This window comes from Conexibacter sp. CPCC 206217 (genome assembly GCF_030646165.1).
GTDB lineage: Bacteria > Actinomycetota > Thermoleophilia > Solirubrobacterales > Solirubrobacteraceae > Conexibacter.
Genome location: NZ_JAUTDO010000005.1, coordinates 433,862 through 450,284, shown reverse-complemented (window position 1 = coordinate 450,284; position 16,423 = coordinate 433,862). Strand labels below are relative to the sequence as shown.

Here is a 16,423-nt window from a genome sequence, read left to right as displayed (position 1 = left end):
AGCGAATCGAGGCTCGCCGCTCAACGGAGGACGCCTTCTACCGACGGGCTAACCGCGACGTTCCTCGATCGGGAGGCGGCGAGCAGCCGGACCGGCGAGCAGCCGGACCGGCGACAAGCCGTCTGGGGAAGATCAGGTGCGTCGCGGTGTCGTCGCGGCGCGCAGACAGCCGTGCGCGGGGCAGACTGCGCAGCGCTCGGACGACGGCGTGCTCGATGTGCCGCGGCACGCGGTCGATGTCGGCGGCCAGCTCGCGCAGCGGATCGAAGAGGTGGGCGAGGTCGTCGCCGTCGACGGGCACGATCGGCGGGTCGAGCACGGCGGGCTCGCCGGGGAAGTCGGGCAGCGGGTCGACCTGCGCGCGGTCGAAGACGGCCGCCAGGCGGAAGAACGTCCGCGGCCGCTCTCTGGGGTCGGCGCCGGCCTCGCGCCACGCTTGCAGCCGCGACTTCGACGGCGGCACCGGCGCCCAGATGCGGATCCCGGTCTCTCCTCTTCGGACGCAATAGCCGAGCTTCAGCCACGCCTTGAACCCGCCACGTGTGGCGTCGGGGCACGGCAAAGCGATCAGGAACTGGTTCGCGACGCTGTAGCTGTGGAAGTGCCCGCGCACACGCAGTCACCGCTGCCAGCAGTCGCTCTGCAGCGCCTGCATCGAGCGCGCCGTCAGCTCGCGCTCGCCCGCGCGACCCGCGTCGCGATCCGCTGAGTCCAACGCGCGAAGTCGTCGAGCGTCGGAGTCCAGCGCTCAGCCATCGACGAGCGCAGCTACTCGGCGAGGCGGTCGAACGTCTCGCGGTGCTCGCCGATGAAACGCTCGGCAAAGGCACGGTCATCCGCACGTCGCGCAACCCGCGGATCGTCGGCCAGCTTGGCCCCCAGAAACCGCACGTCCTCGTCGTCGAAGGCGTACCGCTCGCGCAGATCTCGCGCGACCTCGCGCACGACATCGTCGGTGATCCGCTGCGCGCCCATGAAACCGAGTCTGCGCCCGCTCTCAGAAACGACGAAACCCCCGCTTTCGCAGGGGCCTCATTCGCAAGCGCGCCCGAGAGGATTCGAACCTCTGACCTTCGGTTCCGTAGACCGACGCTCTATCCAGCTGAGCTACGGGCGCAAGCGGAGCGGGAATGATAGCCGTCCCGCCACGAGGATGACGGCCGGCCCCCAGGCGGCGTGAGCGGCGCGGTGCCAGGCGGGTCGGGTATGGCCCGCGGCCCTGACGGCGGTGCGTTGCTCCGACTCCTCGCCCAGCGGCTGCGCGACCCCCTCGATCCTTCGCACCGGTTACAGGGATGTTTATCGAGGCGTGGCCCCGGTCATCCGGAGCCGCCCGCCGCAGGCACGACCCGGCGCGCCCTGAAGCACCTGCTGGATGTGGTGGAGCCGTCGCGTGAGGAACTCGGTCAGTTCGTTTGGTCAGCCGACGAGAGAGCAGAGCCGCTCAGCGCACCGTGACGAAGTTGACGTAGGTCACCGCGAGATTGGTTGCCGGGTTGCGCACGACCACATAGATCTTGTGTTTGCCGCGCTTGAGCTTGCGCTTGCCCACAGGGACGGCGATCGATCGTCCGGAGGTCATCTTCGCCAGCCGCTGGCCGACCTGCGCATTGCCCTGGAAGATCCGTACGCGCACCCAGCGCGGAGCGCCCTTGGGCGCGGCGAACCGGATCTGGCAGCGCAGGTGGTAGATCCCTCTGATCCGCACCTGCGGGCAGGGCGTGCTGGTCGTGACACCGTCTGCGCCGTCGGCGCCCCGGGGGCCGACGGGACCGGTCGCCCCTCCGGCGCCGGGCTGGCCCTGCGGACCCCGCGCGCCGTCGGCGCCGGTCGTCCCGGGACTGCCCTGCGGACCGATCCCGCCCGGCGCCCCCTGCGGCCCCTGCGGCCCCTGCGGCCCGCTCGGGATCGCAGTCCCGAGCCCGCTCAGCGCGACGGTCGTGGTCGCCCTCGGCCCGTTGCTCGTCACGCTCAGCGTGGCGGAGCGCGCGCCCGCGACGCTCGGGACGAAGCGCACCTGCAGCGCGCAGGACTGCCCGATCGCCAGCGCCGCACCCGCGCACGTGCCCTTCTCGGTGCTGAAGTCACCCGCGCCGGCTCCGCTGAGCGCGGTGCCCGAGACGCGCAGCAGGGGCGCGTCCGCGTCGGTTCCGGCGTTGGTCACGGTGACCGCGGAGGGAGCGCTGCTCGTCGTCGCGGGCTGGTCGGCGAAGGTGACAGCGCTCGTCGTCGCGATCCCGGGTGTGCGGTGCAGCAGCACGGACAGGTCGCCGTTGGTCATCAGCGCGACGGCGTCGGTCCAGCCGTCGCCGTCGAAGTCGCCGGCGGCGCCGGTGAGCGGGACGACGCCTGCCACGTCGAAATCGGCCGGCGTCCGGAAACCGCCGAAGCCGTCGCTCAACGCCGCGCTCAACTCGACCGTCGACTGGTCGAGCACCAGCACGTCGGCGAAGCCGTCGCCGGTCAGGTCGGATGTCGCGCTGACCCACTGCGGGTCCTGACCGACCTGGTACTGGACCTCGCGGCCCAGGAGCGTGCCGTCCCCGCGGCCGAGCCGCGAGGTGACCGTGTCGACCAAGCCGGCCAGGCCGGTCGTGGTGACGGCCACGTCGAGCGCGCCGTCGGCGTCCAGGTCGCCGACGGACACGTCGGTCGGCCCCTGCAGCGGCGACACGTCGTAGTCGGTCGGCGGCGCCAGACCGCCGCTGCCGTCGCCGAGCACGACGGTGACGCCGTCGGTGACGAGCCCGTCGTCGGCGGCGACCAGGTCGTCGATGCCGTCGCCGTCCATGTCGCCCGCCGCGACTGCGACGGGATTGCTGAGGAACGCGTTGCGCGTCCCGACCGTCCAGGTGCTGCCGCTGCCGGTCACGAGCGCGGCGTAGCCGTCGCTGCCGAGCGCGACGTTGCGGGAGTAGGTGGCGACCAGGTCGGGGATGCCGTCGCCGTTGAGGTTCGCGACCGCCAGGTCGGTGACGCTGCTGTTGGCGGAGCCGCCGACAGCCGGGGGGATGGGGGTGGACGCAGCGATCGTGAACGCCCCGCTGCCGCTTCCGGTCCAGCGGATCACGTGGCCGTCGGAGGTCCCCACGGCTGCGTCGAGGTCGCCGTCGCCGTCGAAGTCCGCCACCGCCAGCGAGGTCGGGTCCGTGCCGACCGACACCGAGGTGCCGGCGAGCGAGAGCGCGCCGGAGACGGTGCTGGCGTAGGCGAGCAGGCGCGTCGTGTTGCCGCCAGATCTGGTGAGGGCGACGGCGTCGTCGCGGCCGCTCGTCGCGTCGAGCTTGCCGGTGGTGACCGCAACCGGTGTGCCGACCCCGTTGCCGATCGCGGGCGAGAGGGCCCGGTAGGACACGGCGCTCGGGCCGGCCCAGGCGGGCGCGGTCGCGAGCGCCAGCGAGGCGGCCGCGGTCGCCGCGATCGCTGCCGCCCGGCGGCGCGTGCGGGCGCGGCCCGGCATCTGATCGGTGTCCATCGTTCCTCCGTTGTGCGGTGCGTGATGCTGCGGTCGAGTCGCGGTCGGCACGTCGTATCGGCGCGCAGACGGCGCACGATCCGTCGATCTCTCCGGTATCGGAGCGAACGCGCGCGAACTCAAGCCCGGTGGTCATCGGCCCTCCTGAGACGACCGCCGGCGGCTGGGAGGGAGGACGCGACGAAGGCGGCGGCAAGCGTCACGGTCATCGCGTCGCCGGGTGCCTGACAGCTGCTTGCAACGGCCGTTCGGCGCCGTTGCCACCTGCGAGGCCCCGATCACCAGTGGTGACGGGGCTGCACTTCGACGGACAGGGAGGGATTCGAACCCTCGATGGAGCTCTAAACCCCATACTCCCTTAGCAGGGGAGCGCCTTCAGCCACTCGGCCACCTGTCCCGGGCAGGAATGGGCAGTGTAGAGGCTCGGGCGCCAAGGTGCATCTGTCCCCCACGACCCTGGCGACGACCCCCGCGCCCTGGTCCATTAGCATCGTCCCAGCACACCCCGGAGGGGTGGCAGAGCGGTTGAATGCACTGGTCTTGAAAACCAGCGAGGGTGCAAGCCCTTCGAGGGTTCGAATCCCTCCCCCTCCGTTGCGTCGTTCGCGGCTCTCCGTCGAGCACTGAACGCGTTCCCGCTGCAATCCGCCGCTTTTTCTGAACAGCCTCGGCGGGGAGCTGTCCGGACCGGCAGTCACCATCCGTCGCATGAGTTGGCACATGCGACGCCTCGCCGCATTCGACGTGGAGACGACCGGCGTCGATCCGACGAGCGATCGGATCGTGACGGCCGCGGTCAGCCTCGTCGGCGGCGGCAGGCGGTCGGAGAGCTACTCATGGATCGTCGACCCGGGCGTCGAGATCCCCGCGGGCGCCACCGCGGTGCACGGGATCACGACCGAGCAGGCGCGCGCCGAGGGCGTCGAGACGGCCGAGGCCGTCCACGAGATCACGGCGCTGCTGGCCGACCAGCTGCTGCACGGCGTGCCCGTGATCGCGTTCAACGCGCGCTTCGACCTCACCTGCCTCGATCGCGAGGCCCGCCGTCACGGGATCGTGCCGCTGATCGACCGCGTCGGCGCCGACCGCATGCTCGTGATCGACCCGTTCGTGATCGACAAGCAGTACGACCGCTTCCGCCGCGGCAAGCGCACGCTCGGCGCCGTCTGCGAGCACTACCGCGTGCGACTCGACGACGCGCACAACGCGAACGCCGACGCGCTCGCCGCCGCGCGCGTCGCCTGGCGCCTCGCGCAGTCGATCGCGGAGCTGCGCGAGACCGAGCTGACGTTGCTGCACGCCCAGCAGATCGGCTGGGCGGCGGAGCAGGCCGCGTCGCTGGAGGCGTACTTCCGCGAGCAGGGGCGCTTCGAGCAGATCGAGCGCGACTGGCCGGTCGTGCCGCTGCTGTCGGAGGTCGCGGCCGCCGCGGCTGCCGAGCAGCAGCCGCTCGCGGCCTGAACGGTCACGCCGCCGCGCCCACCGCGACCCGCTCCAGGTGCTCCACGAGCAGCCGCCGCACCGTCTCCGGCGCGTCGGCGAAGGGCCAGTGGCCGCTTGCGGGGAGCACGTGGACGTCGGCGCTCGGGAAGACGTCGCGCTGGCGGGCGGCGTAGGACGACGGCAGGTACGCGTCGTGCTCGCCCCAGATCACGAGCGCGGGAATGTCGCGCGGGGCCAGCAGCGCGGCCAGCTCGCGCGCGCCGGCGCCCGGGTCGCTCGTCGCGCGGTAGAGCTTCAGCACCGCGCGACGCGTGCGGCGATCGTAGTGGTCGTACATCCCGTCGAGGAACGCGCGCGGAAGCCCGCGCGGCTCCCTGCTGCCGACGAGCCAGCGGAACGCCGGGCGCGTCGCGGTCGCCTGGAACAGCTCGCCGAGCACCGGCGTTCGCCACACGCGCGCCAGCCGGTGCCAGCGGTAGCCGGGCAGCACGCCGGTGTCGAGCAGCGTCACGCTCAGCAGGCGGTCCGGGCGACCGGCCGCCCACGCGATCGCAATCGGACCGCCGAAGTCGTGCGCGACGAGATGGACTCGCTCGATCCCGAGCGCGGCGAGCAGCGCCTCGACGAAGGCCGCGTAGCCGGCGACGTCATGGACGAAGCCGGACGGCGCGACCGTCGTGCCGAAGTCGGGCAGGTCGAACGCGACCGCCCGCATCCCGACCGCCCCGGCCGCGTCGACGAGCGCGTCCCAGTCGTCGGCCGAGCCGGGATTGCCGTGCACGAACACGACCGCGTCGCGCGCGTCCTGCGGCCCGGCCGTCCGCAGCCGCGTCCGCGTCCCGCCGGCCTCGACGCCGCGCACGAGCGTGCTCATGCGACGGCGGCGGTCGTCGCGGAAGCCGCCGCATCGTCACGCGCGCCGATGTCGCCCTCGGATCTGAGGCGAGCGACGCCAGCGGGCGCGAGCGGCGCGTACCGCGGCCGCCGCTCGAGCGCGTGCCGGACGTTGACCGCGACGGCTCGCGGAACGGCGCGCACGAGGAATGCGTTGGGGTCGATCACGCGCGCGCCGAAGGCGTCGGTGACCGCCGCGACACGGCCGTCGCGTGCCGCCGCGGCGAACACGAGCCGCTCGCCGGCGTTCAGCCGGCGCCCGCCGGCGAAGTCGTCGATCACTCTCGCGTGGGGGCGCAGGCCGCGGCGCCAGCGGCGGCGGTAGCTCGCGAGCGCGGTGTCGAGGGCGGCGCCGTCGGCCGCAAGCGATCCCGCAACCGCATCCCCGAGCCACTCCGCGGTCTGAAGCGCCCAGCCGCAGCCGATTCCCCACAGCGGGTCGGTTGCGAGCGCGGCGTCGCCGATCAGCGCGAGCCCGGGCGCGGTCGGCTCGTGCTCGACGTTGGGCATGTCGAGCTTGCCGGTGATCGTGCCGACCATCTTCGCCTGGCGGATCGGCGGCGGCTCGGGCAGGTCGGCGAGCATCGCGACGAGCGCCTTCGCGGGGTCGCCGCGGAACTCGGGCAGGCGGTCCTTCGTCGGCATCGCGGCGTAGAACGTCAGGCCGGCGTCGGTCGGGAACGCGGCGGCCCACTGCGGATCGAGCATCCACAGCGACGCGTCGGGCGCGTGCGCCGGCTGCGGGCCCTCGAAGTAGGCGCCGTAGGCGAAGCGCCCATGCGGCGTCGTCTTCGTCGCGACGCCGGACAGTCTCGCGATCCGCGACCCGCGCCCGTCCGCACCGACGACCAGCCGCGCCCGCAGCTGCCGCTCCTCGCCCGCGCGATCGCGCACGACGACGCCGCGCACGCGCCCAGCGGCTGCGCCGCGCGCCGCGCCGTCGGCGGCCGCGCCAGGCCCGTCACCCCGAGCCGCGCCGGCGGCGGCGCTCCCGTGCCCGTCCCGCACCAACCCCACAGCCCCGTATCCGAGGAACGACTCGACACCCGGCGTCCCCAGCGCGGCCGCGCGCAACAGCGGGTCGAGCAGCTCGCGGCGCAGGTTGAGGCCGTACTGCGCCGACTCGGGCGGCGCGACGATCCAGCCCCAGCGGGTCCAGATGCGGAAGCTGGAGCGGACCGCGCCGGCCGCCGTCACGGCGTCGAGCAGGCCGAGCCGTTCGAGCGTCGGGACCGCGGAGGCCTGCACGAAGTGGGAGCAGACCTGCTTGAAGGCGTGCGGGTCCGGCCGCTGCTCGACCAGCGCGACGCGCGCGCCGGCACGGCCGAGCTTCAGTGCCGCCGTGCAACCTGCGAGGCTGGCGCCGACGATGACGGCGTCGAACTCCTCACCTCGTGCTGACTGCGTCGCGTGCAGACGCGGCGCCCGGTCTTCGCTCACACCCATGACAGCAGCTCCCAGGTCGATCGATGCTCCGGTTTCCAACAGTGCAGGGCGTACTATACGGAACGCATCATGGATGACAAGTCGATCCGTCTGAGCGGAACCTCCTACGCCGTGCTCGCGCTGCTCGACCAGCTCGGCGAGGCGACGCCGTACGACCTCAAGCAGGCGCTGGCGCAGTCGATCGAGAACTTCTGGCCGGTCCCGCACACGACCTTCTACGCCGAGCCGACGCGCCTGGCCGCCGCCGGCTACCTGTCGGAGCGCAAGGAGCAGCACGGCCGCCGGCGCAAGCTCTACGCGCTGACGGACGCCGGCCGCGCCGCGCTCGCCGCATGGGCCGCGAGCGCCACCGCCGGCCATCCGCAGACGCGCGACGAGACGCTGCTGAAGATCTTCGCCGGCAGCGAGCCGGAGCCGCTGCTGCACGCGCGGCGCGCCTGGCACGTCGACAAGCAGGCGGAGCTGGAGGCGATGCTGGCCGAGGACCCATGGGACCTCGAGGAGGGCGGCGGGCCGAGACGCACCCTGCTGATCGGCATCCGCTACCACGCGATGTCGATCGAGCTGCTCGACGAGTTCCTGCTCGCGCTGCCCGCAGCCGGCGCCGAGCCGTGCGCGGACGGTTAGCCGCGCGCCCGGTTCGCCGAGCGGCGGGCGGCCCTCACCCCCACTCCGACGTGCGCGCCTCCTGCAGCGCCAGCCGCTCCAACCACGCCTGCGCGACCGCTTCCTCCGACTCGCACGCGAGCCGGTGCACGCCGGCCTCCAGCTCGTCGCAGGCGAGCTGGTGCAGCGCCAGGCCCTGCAGCGTCAGCAGCACGTCGGCGGCCCCCGGCGCGAGCCCGTCGCCGGCCGGCGACAGCAGCGCGGCGCCGATCACGTCGCGCCCCGAGGCGTGCACGATTCCCGGTCCGGTGACCACCCCGATCACCGGCGGCAGCCGGCCCGGCAGCGCGCTCGCGACGAGCGCGCCCGCGGGCAGTTCGGAGATCGCGGCGGCGCGTTCGCAGGCGATCACGACCTCGACCGGTTCGAGCGTCTCGCTGACGCGGTGGCCGTCGAGCGCGGCCGAGAGCGCGCACAGCGGCTCCTCCTCGACGACGAGCACGTGCCCGTCGACGTCGCGCACGCTGCGCGCCACCGAGGCGCCGACGTCGCCGTAGCCGAGCACCGCGACGGTGCGGCCGGCGAGCGAGAGGTTCGTCAGCCGTGCCAGCCCCCGCACGACCGCGGGGCCCGCGGCGATCCGCAGCACCAGCCGCGCGACCTGCGAGCAGCCGATCGCGACGACCGGCGCGTCGAGCGCCCGCGCGACGGCGCCGAGCACCGTGCCCGGCTCGACGAGGCCGCGGACCCCGCGCTGCTCGTGCGCGAACGGGCCGATCGCCAGCTCGGGCCGCTCGTCGACGAGCACGGCGCCGCCGTCGGCGAGCGCGGCGGCGAGTCGCCGGCGCGGTCCTTCGCGGTCGCCGGCGAGGGCGACGCGGCAGCCTTCGAGGGCTCGATCGGCGAGCGTCTCGCGCAGCAGGCTGTCGAGCAGCGGTGAGGAGTCTTCGAGGTGCACTCCTGGCGAGTGTAGGAGGGTGAGCGCAAAGAGTGCCGAAGTGACCGCCCGGGCGCCGGCCGTGAGCGTTCTCACGCACAAAACACACGCGGCTCGGGCATACCGGTAGAACCTAGGTACACGAGTAGGCCACAAGGAGCGAAACATGGCGCATCACACGATCAGCGAAGACCACCATCCGACGCTGCGGCACAACGACCGCGAGGCGATCGGCGCCGAGTTGCAGGCGGTGCTCGTGACCCTGATCGACCTGTCGCTGCTGGGCAAGCAGGCCCACTGGAACATCGTGGGGCCGAACTTCCGCTCGCTGCACCTGTTCCTCGACGAGCTGGTCGACGCCTGGCGTCTCGCCGCCGACGAGGTCGCGGAGCGCGCGGTCGCGCTCGGCTACTCGCCGGACGGCCAGGTCAGAACGGTCGGCGCGCGCACGATCCTCGCGCCGCTGCCCGAGGGCCAGCAGCTCGACCAGGACGTGATCGCCTCGTTCACGCGCCTGCTGACCGACTCGATCGGCGACATCCGCAACCGCATGGACAAGCTGGAGGACGTCGACACCGTCACGGCCGACCTGCTCCACTCGGTCGTCGCGGGTCTCGAGGAGAACCTCTGGATGATCCGCGTCCAGGCCGGCTGAACCCGGCAACTCGCACCTCCGCCGCTCGCACGACCACGCTGCGAGCGGCGCGCAGCACCGAGGACCGAAGGTCTGCTGCTGAGCGGTAGCAGACGTTCGGTCCTCGTCCGTTCGGCGCTCCTCCCTATCCTCCAGCGCATGACCGCCGTGCGGCTCCTGCGCGTGCCGCTCTCGACCGGCTGCTCCCCCACCGCCGTCCTGCGCGGGCTGGCCGGCGACCCGTGGCCGTTCGCGCTGACCGGCCGCTGGGCCGGCGGCGGCGCGATCCTCGGCTCCGCCCCCGTGCGCCGCGCCGACGCGAGCGAGGATCCCTTCGCGCTGCTGGACGAGCTGCCGGAGGTCGTCGGCGCGGATGCTGCGGGCGACGCCGTCGGCGGCGGTTGGTTCGGGTGGCTCGGCTACGGACTCGGCGCACGGGTCGAACAGCTCCCGCCCCCACCGCCGCGTCCGGCCCCGCTGCCACCGTTCCAGCTCGCCTACTACGACCATCTGCTGCGTCTGGATTCCAGTGGCGCCTGGTGGTTCGAGGCGCTCGTCGCGCCGGAGCGGGAGCGGGCGATCGAGCAACGGCTGGACGAGTTGCGCGGGCGACTGGAGCGGATCGACGAGCCGGCGGAGTCGCCTGTTCCCGCGCCCCGCTTCCGCATCGCCGGCGACGGCGCGGCCGCGCATGTCGCGGCCGTCGCGGACTGTCGTGAGCGGATCGCGGCGGGTGAGATCTTCCAGGCGAACATCTGCCTGCGCTTCGAAGCGCAGTGGCCGGGCGGCGACGTGACCGATCTGTTCGCGCGTGCCGTGCAGCGGCTGCAACCGGCCTATGGCGCCGCCTTCCCGGCGCCGTGGGGCGGGATCGCCTCGCTCTCGCCGGAGCTGTTCCTGCGCCGGCGCGGCCGTATCGCGCAGACGGCTCCGATCAAGGGGACGATCGCGCGGCCGCAGGACCAGGACGACGACGCCCGCGCCCGTCTGCTCGCCTCCGCCAAGGACCACGCCGAGCACGTGATGATCGTCGACCTGATGCGCAACGACCTCGGGCGCGTCAGCGAGTACGGATCGGTCGTCGCGGCGCGCACCCCGGAGGCGCAGGCGCATCCGGGCCTCTGGCATCTCGTCTCGCGCGTGCAGGGGACGCTGCGGCCCGAGGTCGGCGACGGCGAACTGCTGCGCGCGACCTTCCCGCCCGGCTCCGTCACCGGCGCGCCGAAGGTCCAGGCGATGCACGTGGTCAACGCGCTCGAGTCGACCGCGCGCGAGCTGTACACCGGCGCGATCGGCTACGCGAGCCCGCTCGCCGGGCTGGAGCTGAACGTCGCGATCCGCACCTTCGAGGCACGCGACGGCCGCCTCTGGCTCGGCGCCGGCGGCGGCATCGTCGCCGACTCCGACCCGCGCGCGGAGCTGGAGGAGTGCTTCGTCAAGGTCCGCCCGCTGATTGCCGCGATCGGCGGAACCCTCGACGAGCAGCGAACATCGGTTTCGACCGCAGCGCCTTCCGCCCTCATCCGTCCCCGCCGGCGCCCGGACCCGTCACGCGGGGTGTTCGAGACCCTGCTGGTCCTCGACGGCGTCGCGCAGCACGCCGACGCGCACCTCGATCGCCTCGCGCGCAGCGTCGCGGCGCTCTACGCGATCGAGCTGCCGAGCGACCTCGGCGCGCGGATCGCGCGCGCCGCTGGCAAGCCCCTGGCCGCCCTCGCGAACGGGCACGCGAACGGCGCCGCGCGCGGCGCCGCGCCCGCCCGCGCCCGCCTCAGAGTCGTCGTCGCGCCCGACGGCACGATCGACGTGCAGGTGGTGCCGGACAGACCGCGCGCGACGCCGGTCCCGCTCGTGCCGTTCACGCTGCCGGGCGGGCTGGGGTCGCACAAGTGGCTGGATCGCGCGCTGCTCGACGCGCTCGGCGCGGACGCGCGCGCGGCGCTCGGCGGCGATCCGAACGCGACCCCGCTGCTGCTCGACGGCGGCGGCGCGGTGCTCGAAGCGGCGTGGGGCAACGTCTTCGCGGTCGAGGGCGACACGCTCGTGACGCCGCCCGCGGACGGCCGGATCCTGCCCGGCGTCACACGTGCGCTGCTGATCGAGCGGGCGGGCCGGCGCGTCGTCGAGGAAGCGATCGGGATCGAGCGGCTCGCACGGGCGGACGCGATCCTGCTCACCAGCGCGGCGGCCGGCGAGGTCGAAGCGGCGCTGGCCTGCGCGCCCCCGGAGGGGACGCGCAGGTCGAGCAACGTGGTCCTTGCGAGCTGACTACCGCGCGATCGCGGCGAGCGAAGCCGTCGCGATCTCCTGACCGGCCTGGAAGGCGGTCGTTCTGAACGCGGCGTTGAGCGCTCCCGCGGCCGTCGCGTTGATTCTCACGCCGGCGCCGCCGACGTTGATCGCACGCGTTCTCGGGTCGACCGAGGTCGTGATTCTCGACAGGTCGAGATCCGCGACAGCGCCGAGGTTCGTCGTCAGCGTCGGCGTCGCACCGAGGTTGACGACGAGGTCCGACAGCGGCAGCGGGCCGATGTTGAGGCCGCCGGAATGCGTGATGCTGCCGCTGAACGCCGTCGGGTTGACCGTGCCGCCCGTGATCGGGAAGAACAGCTGCCCGGTCGCGGCGTCAGCCGTCGCCGGGGCGATCGGGGCGAGCGTCGCGCCGAACTGTCTCAGCGCGCCGGCCGTCTGCGCGTTGATCTGCAGCGTCGTCGTGCCTCTGTCGATCGCGACGTCTCTCGAGACCGGGGCGCTCGCGGCGGTGCCGAGCGCGAGGCCGGACTTGAAGACTCTGACGCCGAACGCTCTGTTGAGGACGCCTGCAGCCTGCTTGCCGAGCTTCAGCTTCAGGCCCGCGACCTTCGTCGCGAAGCCGTCGCGGGTGACCTTGCCGCCGCTCAGCGAGCCGACGGCGAGGGTGCTTCTGCCGGCCTTGGCGCTGACCGTCTTCTTGCCCGTGTTGAGCGTGAACGCCGTCAGTGCGACCTTCGTTCTGCCCATCGACAGCGTGATGCCGCCCTTGTGATCGATCGTGCCCTTGGCGTTGGCCGGATCGATCGAGCCACCGCTGACCGGAAGGACGAGCGCGCCGCCTCTGTTCTTCCCGGGCTTCGACGGCTTCACCGTGATGCCGGCGCTCGTGAGCGCTCTCGCCGTCTTGCCGTCCAGTCTGAGCGTGGTCGAACCACCGCTGAGTCTGACGGACGTCGTGGCAGCGTTCGCCGGGACTGCGACCGCGAAGGTCGCGAGTGCGGCGGTCGCCACTGCGAGGCGGCCGTGCCAACCGTACCTCGATCTCATGACGATCCTTTCTGTATGGGGGGACTCCTCGCAGGGAACCTACGCGCCCAGCGAGATGACTGTCAAACCCTGTACGACTCTCCAGGTTTCGGCGCTTAACCCGGCGGATGCGCCAACTCCTACCGACGCCATACCGTGCGCCACCGCCAACCGTGCGACAGTGGGCGTGCTTCCGATGCGACAAAGCAGCCCGTCATCCATCGAGGTCCGCATCGCCGACGGCCTCCGCCGCGGCGACCCGGACGCGGTCCGCGCACTCTGCGCCGAGTACGGGCCGCCGACACTCGCCGCGATCTCCGACACGCTCGGCGATCGCAACGCCGCCGAGGACGTCTTCCAGCAGGTGCTGCTGGAGGCGTGGCTGCGCTGCGCCAGCTACGACCCGACGCGCGCGTCGCTGCGCACGTGGCTGGCGACGATCGCCAGATCGCGTGCGATCGACCATCTGCGCCGCCGCATCCCGGAGCCGTTCGACCCGGCCGACGCCGATCCGGACTACGCTGCCTGCGAGCGCGAGCCGTCGGCCGACGTGGTCGACCGGATGGTCGTCGACGGGATGCTCGCGCGCCTGTCGAGCGTGGAGGCGGAGGTCGTGCGACTGCACTTCCACCTCGGCTTCAGCCAGAGCCAGATCGTGGCGCTGACCGGGATACCGCTCGGCACCGTCAAGTCGCGCATAGCGAGCGCGCTGAGGCGGCTGCGGGTGATGCTGGAAGAAGAGCGCACGCCGCTCTGAGCAGCGTGCGCTCCGCTTGCAGCACGACTCAATTCTGGAAGTACTCCGCGTTTCTCTGCGCGTACTCCGTCCACTGCTCCGGCAGCAGATCCTCCGGGAAGATCGCGTCGACCGGGCAGGCTTCGACGCAGGCGTCGCAGTCGATGCACTCCTCGGGGTCGATGTACAGCATCGTCGCCTCGGCGAAGCCGGGCTCATCCTGCGTCGGATGGATGCAGTCGACCGGGCAGACCTCCGTGCACGACACGTCCTTCGTGCCGATGCACGGCTCCGCGATCACATACGTCATGAGGCTGCGGAGTAGCGCTCGGCGACCTTGTCCCAGTTGACGACGTTCCAGACCGCAGCGATGTAGTCCGGGCGTCTGTTCTGGTACTTCAGGTAGTAGGCGTGCTCCCACACGTCGATGCCGAAGAGCGGCGTCTTGCCGTCGGCCAGCGGGGTGTCCTGGTTCGGCGTCGAGGTGACCTCCAGGCCGTCCGGGCCCTTCACGAGCCACGACCAGCCGGAGCCGAAGCGGCCCGCGCCGGCGGCGGCCATCTTCGCCTTCAGCTCGTCGAACGAGCCGAACGCGGCGTCGATCGCCGCGGCGAGGTCGCCCGTCGGGGCGCCGCCGCCGTCCGGGGAGAGGCTCTCCCACCAGAGCGTGTGGTTGTAGTGACCGCCCGCGTTGTTTCTGAGCGGATTGAGCTTGTCAGCGGGGAGCTTGTCGAGGTTCTTCAGCAGCTCCTCGACGGGCTTGTCGGCCCACTCCGTGCCTTCGAGCACCTCGTTCGCTCTCGCCACGTACGTCGCGTGGTGCTTGTCGTGATGAAACTGCTGCGTCGCCTCGTCGATGTGCGGCTCGAGGGCGTCGTATGCGTAGGGAAGCGGGGGAAGCTCGTAGGCCATCTTGGCTCCTTCGTGGTCCGCGGCGGATATAGACAGTCGCTACTGTTCAAACATACATGGAACCGGCACTTGGTCCCGTCCTCGCAGAACTTCCGTCTACCCGCAGGACGCTGCTCGTCACGCTCCGCAAGCGCGGCGAGGCGCGCGCGGAGGAGCTGGCCCAGGAGCTCGGCATCACCGTCAGCGCCGTGCGCCAGCATCTGCAGGGCCTCGCGGCGGCCGATCTGGTGGTGCACAGGGACGAGATCGCCGGCCCCGGGCGCCCGCGCCGCAGCTATGCGCTCGGCGCCGCGGCCGAAGCACTCTTCCCGAAGGCGTACGGGGAGCTGACGCTGGAGCTGCTGGACCATCTCGCCGACGAGGACCCCGGCGTCGTCAGACGGGCGTTCGAACGCCGTCGCACGGCGCGCGTCAGACGCGTGCAGACGCGGCTGGAGGGCCTCGACTTCGCCGGCCGCGTCGCGGAGATCGCGCGCGTGCTCGACGAGGACGGCTACCTCGCCGACTTCGCCGCGACCGACGACGGCGAGGGCTTCCTGCTGCGCGAGCACAACTGCGCGATCCTCGCGGTCGCCAGACGCTACGGCCACGCCTGCTCGACCGAGATCTCGTTCCTGCGCGAGCTGCTCCCCGACGCCGACGTCAGACGCGTGGCCCACATCCTCAGCGGCTCGCACGCCTGCGTCTACGAGATCCGGCCGACGCCGGTCGCGTGAGCGCACCGTCTCGCGGCCACGCTCACGCGACCGGCTTCTGTCAATCCACCAAATCGCGCACGAGCGCGTCGGCAAGCAGCCGCCCCCGCCGCGTCAGCCTGACACGCCCCGCCGCGAGGGCCGCCGGGTCGGCGAGGCCGTCGAGGACGGCGCGACGGGCGGCGGCGAGGCCGTCCTCGCGCAGCAGCTCGGCGTCGAGGCCCTCGCGCAGGCGCGTCTCCAGCATCACGCGCTCGAAGCGGCGCGTCTCGGCGTCGAGCTGCTCGCGGCCGGCGGCCGGGGAGCGGCGTTCGCTCAGCGCGGTCGCGTAGGCGGAGGGGTGCAGCACGTTCCACCAGCGCACGCCGCCGACGTGGCTGTGCGCGCCGGGGCCGACGCCCCACCAGTCCGCGCCGCGCCAGTAGTTGAGGTTGTGGGCGCAGCGGGCGTCGTCCGACGCCGCCCAGTTGGAGATCTCGTACCACTGCAGCCCGGCTGCTGACAGCGCCTCGTCGGCGATCGCGTAACGATCCGCGAGCTGGTCCTCGTCCGGCAGCGGCAGTTCGCCGCGGCGCACGCGCGCGTGCATCCGCGTGCCGGGCTCGACCGTCAGCGCGTACGCGCTGACGTGGTCGGGAGCGGCCGCGAGCGCGGCGTCGACCGACGCGCGCCAGTCGTCGTCGCTCTCCCCCGGCGTGCCGTAGATCAGGTCGAGGCTGACGTGCTCGAAGCCGGCCGCACGCGCCTGGGCGACAGCCGCCGCCGGGCGGCCCGGCGTGTGCGTGCGGTCGAGCGTCTTCAGCACGTGCGGGACGGCGCTCTGCATCCCGAGCGAGACGCGCGTGAAGCCAGCCGCGCGCAGCGTCTCGAACGTCTGCGGCGTGACGCTCTCCGGGTTCGCTTCCGTCGTCACCTCGGCGCCGGGCGCGAGCCCGAAGCGCTCGTCGATCGCGCGCAGGATCGCGGCGAGGTCGGCGGCCGGCAGCAGCGTGGGGGTGCCGCCGCCGAAGAAGACGGTCTGGACCTGGGGCGCGGACGCTCCCAGCACCTGCCGCGCCAGCCCCAGCTCAGCGATCGCACTCGCCGCGTACGAGCCGCGGTTGACGCCGCCCGGCAGCTCCTGCGCCGTGTACGTGTTGAAGTCGCAGTAGCCGCAGCGCGTCGCGCAGAACGGCACGTGCACGTAGATCGCCAGCGGGCGCTCGCCGAGGCCGGCGAGGGCGTCGGCCGGAAGGGCGCCGTCGGTGGGCAGCGGGGCGTCAGGAGCGTGCGGCAGCGGCGCGGGCATCCGCTCCAGTGTGGCAGCGCCGCGGTGGTCAGCCCGTCGAGGGCTCCCGCGGTCTCGCGCCGGCCGCCACGAGGGCGA

General features: G+C 72.8%; 16 protein-coding genes and 3 tRNA genes. 7 read left to right on the top strand and 12 right to left on the bottom strand.

The window, feature by feature from the left end; genetic code table 11:
- Positions 1 to 37: 37 nt before the first annotated feature.
- From Q7L65_RS16220 to Q7L65_RS16200, 5 genes are all read right to left on the bottom strand, one after another.
- Entirely contained in the window at positions 38 to 613 is a 576-nt protein-coding gene (locus Q7L65_RS16220) for an ArdC family protein (RefSeq protein ID WP_304722551.1), read from the bottom strand.
- Positions 614 to 768: 155 nt separating this feature from the next.
- Positions 769 to 975: a hypothetical protein gene (locus tag Q7L65_RS16215; RefSeq protein WP_304722549.1), complete on the bottom strand. Its 207-nt coding sequence runs from the start codon at positions 973 to 975 to the stop codon at positions 769 to 771.
- Between the two features lie 68 nt (positions 976 to 1,043).
- Positions 1,044 to 1,117: transfer RNA gene (locus tag Q7L65_RS16210), tRNA-Arg, on the bottom strand.
- 327 nt (positions 1,118 to 1,444) lie between these two features.
- Entirely contained in the window at positions 1,445 to 3,475 is a 2,031-nt protein-coding gene (locus Q7L65_RS16205; protein ID WP_304722548.1) for an FG-GAP-like repeat-containing protein, read from the bottom strand.
- 307 nt (positions 3,476 to 3,782) lie between these two features.
- A tRNA-Ser gene (locus tag Q7L65_RS16200) sits at positions 3,783 to 3,872 on the bottom strand.
- A 110-nt stretch (positions 3,873 to 3,982) separates the two neighbouring features.
- On the opposite strand from Q7L65_RS16200, the gene Q7L65_RS16195 reads away from it, so the two are divergent.
- Together Q7L65_RS16195 and Q7L65_RS16190 are read left to right on the top strand one after the other, a co-directional pair.
- Positions 3,983 to 4,069: transfer RNA gene (locus tag Q7L65_RS16195), tRNA-Ser, on the top strand.
- Positions 4,070 to 4,195: 126 nt separating this feature from the next.
- Positions 4,196 to 4,936, top strand: coding sequence for an exonuclease domain-containing protein (locus tag Q7L65_RS16190; RefSeq protein WP_304722546.1), 741 nt, complete (start codon positions 4,196 to 4,198; stop codon positions 4,934 to 4,936).
- A 4-nt stretch (positions 4,937 to 4,940) separates the two neighbouring features.
- Here Q7L65_RS16190 and Q7L65_RS16185 read toward each other — a convergent pair whose 3' ends face one another.
- Complete coding sequence (locus Q7L65_RS16185; RefSeq protein WP_304722544.1) at positions 4,941 to 5,792, bottom strand: alpha/beta fold hydrolase; 852 nt, start codon at positions 5,790 to 5,792, stop codon at positions 4,941 to 4,943.
- On the bottom strand, positions 5,789 to 7,258 hold the full coding sequence (locus tag Q7L65_RS16180; protein ID WP_304722542.1) for an NAD(P)/FAD-dependent oxidoreductase: 1,470 nt from the start codon (positions 7,256 to 7,258) through the stop codon (positions 5,789 to 5,791). The genes Q7L65_RS16185 and Q7L65_RS16180 overlap by 4 nt, the downstream gene beginning before the upstream one ends.
- A 69-nt stretch (positions 7,259 to 7,327) precedes the next feature.
- Between Q7L65_RS16180 and Q7L65_RS16175 the strand changes: the two genes are divergently transcribed.
- On the top strand, positions 7,328 to 7,885 hold the full coding sequence (locus Q7L65_RS16175) for a PadR family transcriptional regulator (RefSeq protein ID WP_304722540.1): 558 nt from the start codon (positions 7,328 to 7,330) through the stop codon (positions 7,883 to 7,885).
- 34 nt (positions 7,886 to 7,919) lie between these two features.
- Here the strand turns inward: Q7L65_RS16175 and Q7L65_RS16170 are convergent, their stop codons facing one another.
- Positions 7,920 to 8,822, bottom strand: a complete 903-nt coding sequence (locus tag Q7L65_RS16170; RefSeq protein ID WP_304722538.1) for a hypothetical protein — start codon at positions 8,820 to 8,822, stop codon at positions 7,920 to 7,922.
- Positions 8,823 to 8,967: 145 nt separating this feature from the next.
- Between Q7L65_RS16170 and Q7L65_RS16165 the strand changes: the two genes are divergently transcribed.
- Complete coding sequence (locus Q7L65_RS16165) at positions 8,968 to 9,456, top strand: Dps family protein (RefSeq protein WP_304722536.1); 489 nt, start codon at positions 8,968 to 8,970, stop codon at positions 9,454 to 9,456.
- Between the two features lie 138 nt (positions 9,457 to 9,594).
- On the top strand, positions 9,595 to 11,703 hold the full coding sequence (locus tag Q7L65_RS16160; RefSeq protein ID WP_304722533.1) for a bifunctional chorismate-binding protein/class IV aminotransferase: 2,109 nt from the start codon (positions 9,595 to 9,597) through the stop codon (positions 11,701 to 11,703).
- Here the strand turns inward: Q7L65_RS16160 and Q7L65_RS16155 are convergent, their stop codons facing one another.
- Positions 11,704 to 12,735: a hypothetical protein gene (locus Q7L65_RS16155; protein ID WP_304722531.1), complete on the bottom strand. Its 1,032-nt coding sequence runs from the start codon at positions 12,733 to 12,735 to the stop codon at positions 11,704 to 11,706.
- A 175-nt stretch (positions 12,736 to 12,910) separates the two neighbouring features.
- On the opposite strand from Q7L65_RS16155, the gene Q7L65_RS16150 reads away from it, so the two are divergent.
- Complete coding sequence (locus tag Q7L65_RS16150; protein ID WP_304722530.1) at positions 12,911 to 13,471, top strand: RNA polymerase sigma factor; 561 nt, start codon at positions 12,911 to 12,913, stop codon at positions 13,469 to 13,471.
- A gap of 28 nt (positions 13,472 to 13,499) precedes the next feature.
- On the opposite strand, the gene Q7L65_RS16145 is transcribed toward Q7L65_RS16150, so the two are convergent.
- Positions 13,500 to 13,760, bottom strand: coding sequence for a ferredoxin family protein (locus Q7L65_RS16145; RefSeq protein ID WP_304722529.1), 261 nt, complete (start codon positions 13,758 to 13,760; stop codon positions 13,500 to 13,502).
- Positions 13,757 to 14,362 (bottom strand): superoxide dismutase, encoded by a 606-nt coding sequence (locus tag Q7L65_RS16140; RefSeq protein ID WP_304722528.1) that lies wholly within the window; start codon positions 14,360 to 14,362, stop codon positions 13,757 to 13,759. The genes Q7L65_RS16145 and Q7L65_RS16140 overlap by 4 nt, the downstream gene beginning before the upstream one ends.
- Before the next feature lie 56 nt (positions 14,363 to 14,418).
- On the opposite strand from Q7L65_RS16140, the gene Q7L65_RS16135 reads away from it, so the two are divergent.
- Positions 14,419 to 15,078: a metalloregulator ArsR/SmtB family transcription factor gene (locus tag Q7L65_RS16135; protein WP_304722526.1), complete on the top strand. Its 660-nt coding sequence runs from the start codon at positions 14,419 to 14,421 to the stop codon at positions 15,076 to 15,078.
- Between the two features lie 40 nt (positions 15,079 to 15,118).
- Here the strand turns inward: Q7L65_RS16135 and hemW are convergent, their stop codons facing one another.
- Positions 15,119 to 16,345, bottom strand: a complete 1,227-nt coding sequence (hemW, locus tag Q7L65_RS16130) for a radical SAM family heme chaperone HemW (RefSeq protein WP_304722523.1) — start codon at positions 16,343 to 16,345, stop codon at positions 15,119 to 15,121.
- Between the last annotated feature and the right edge of the window lie 78 nt (positions 16,346 to 16,423).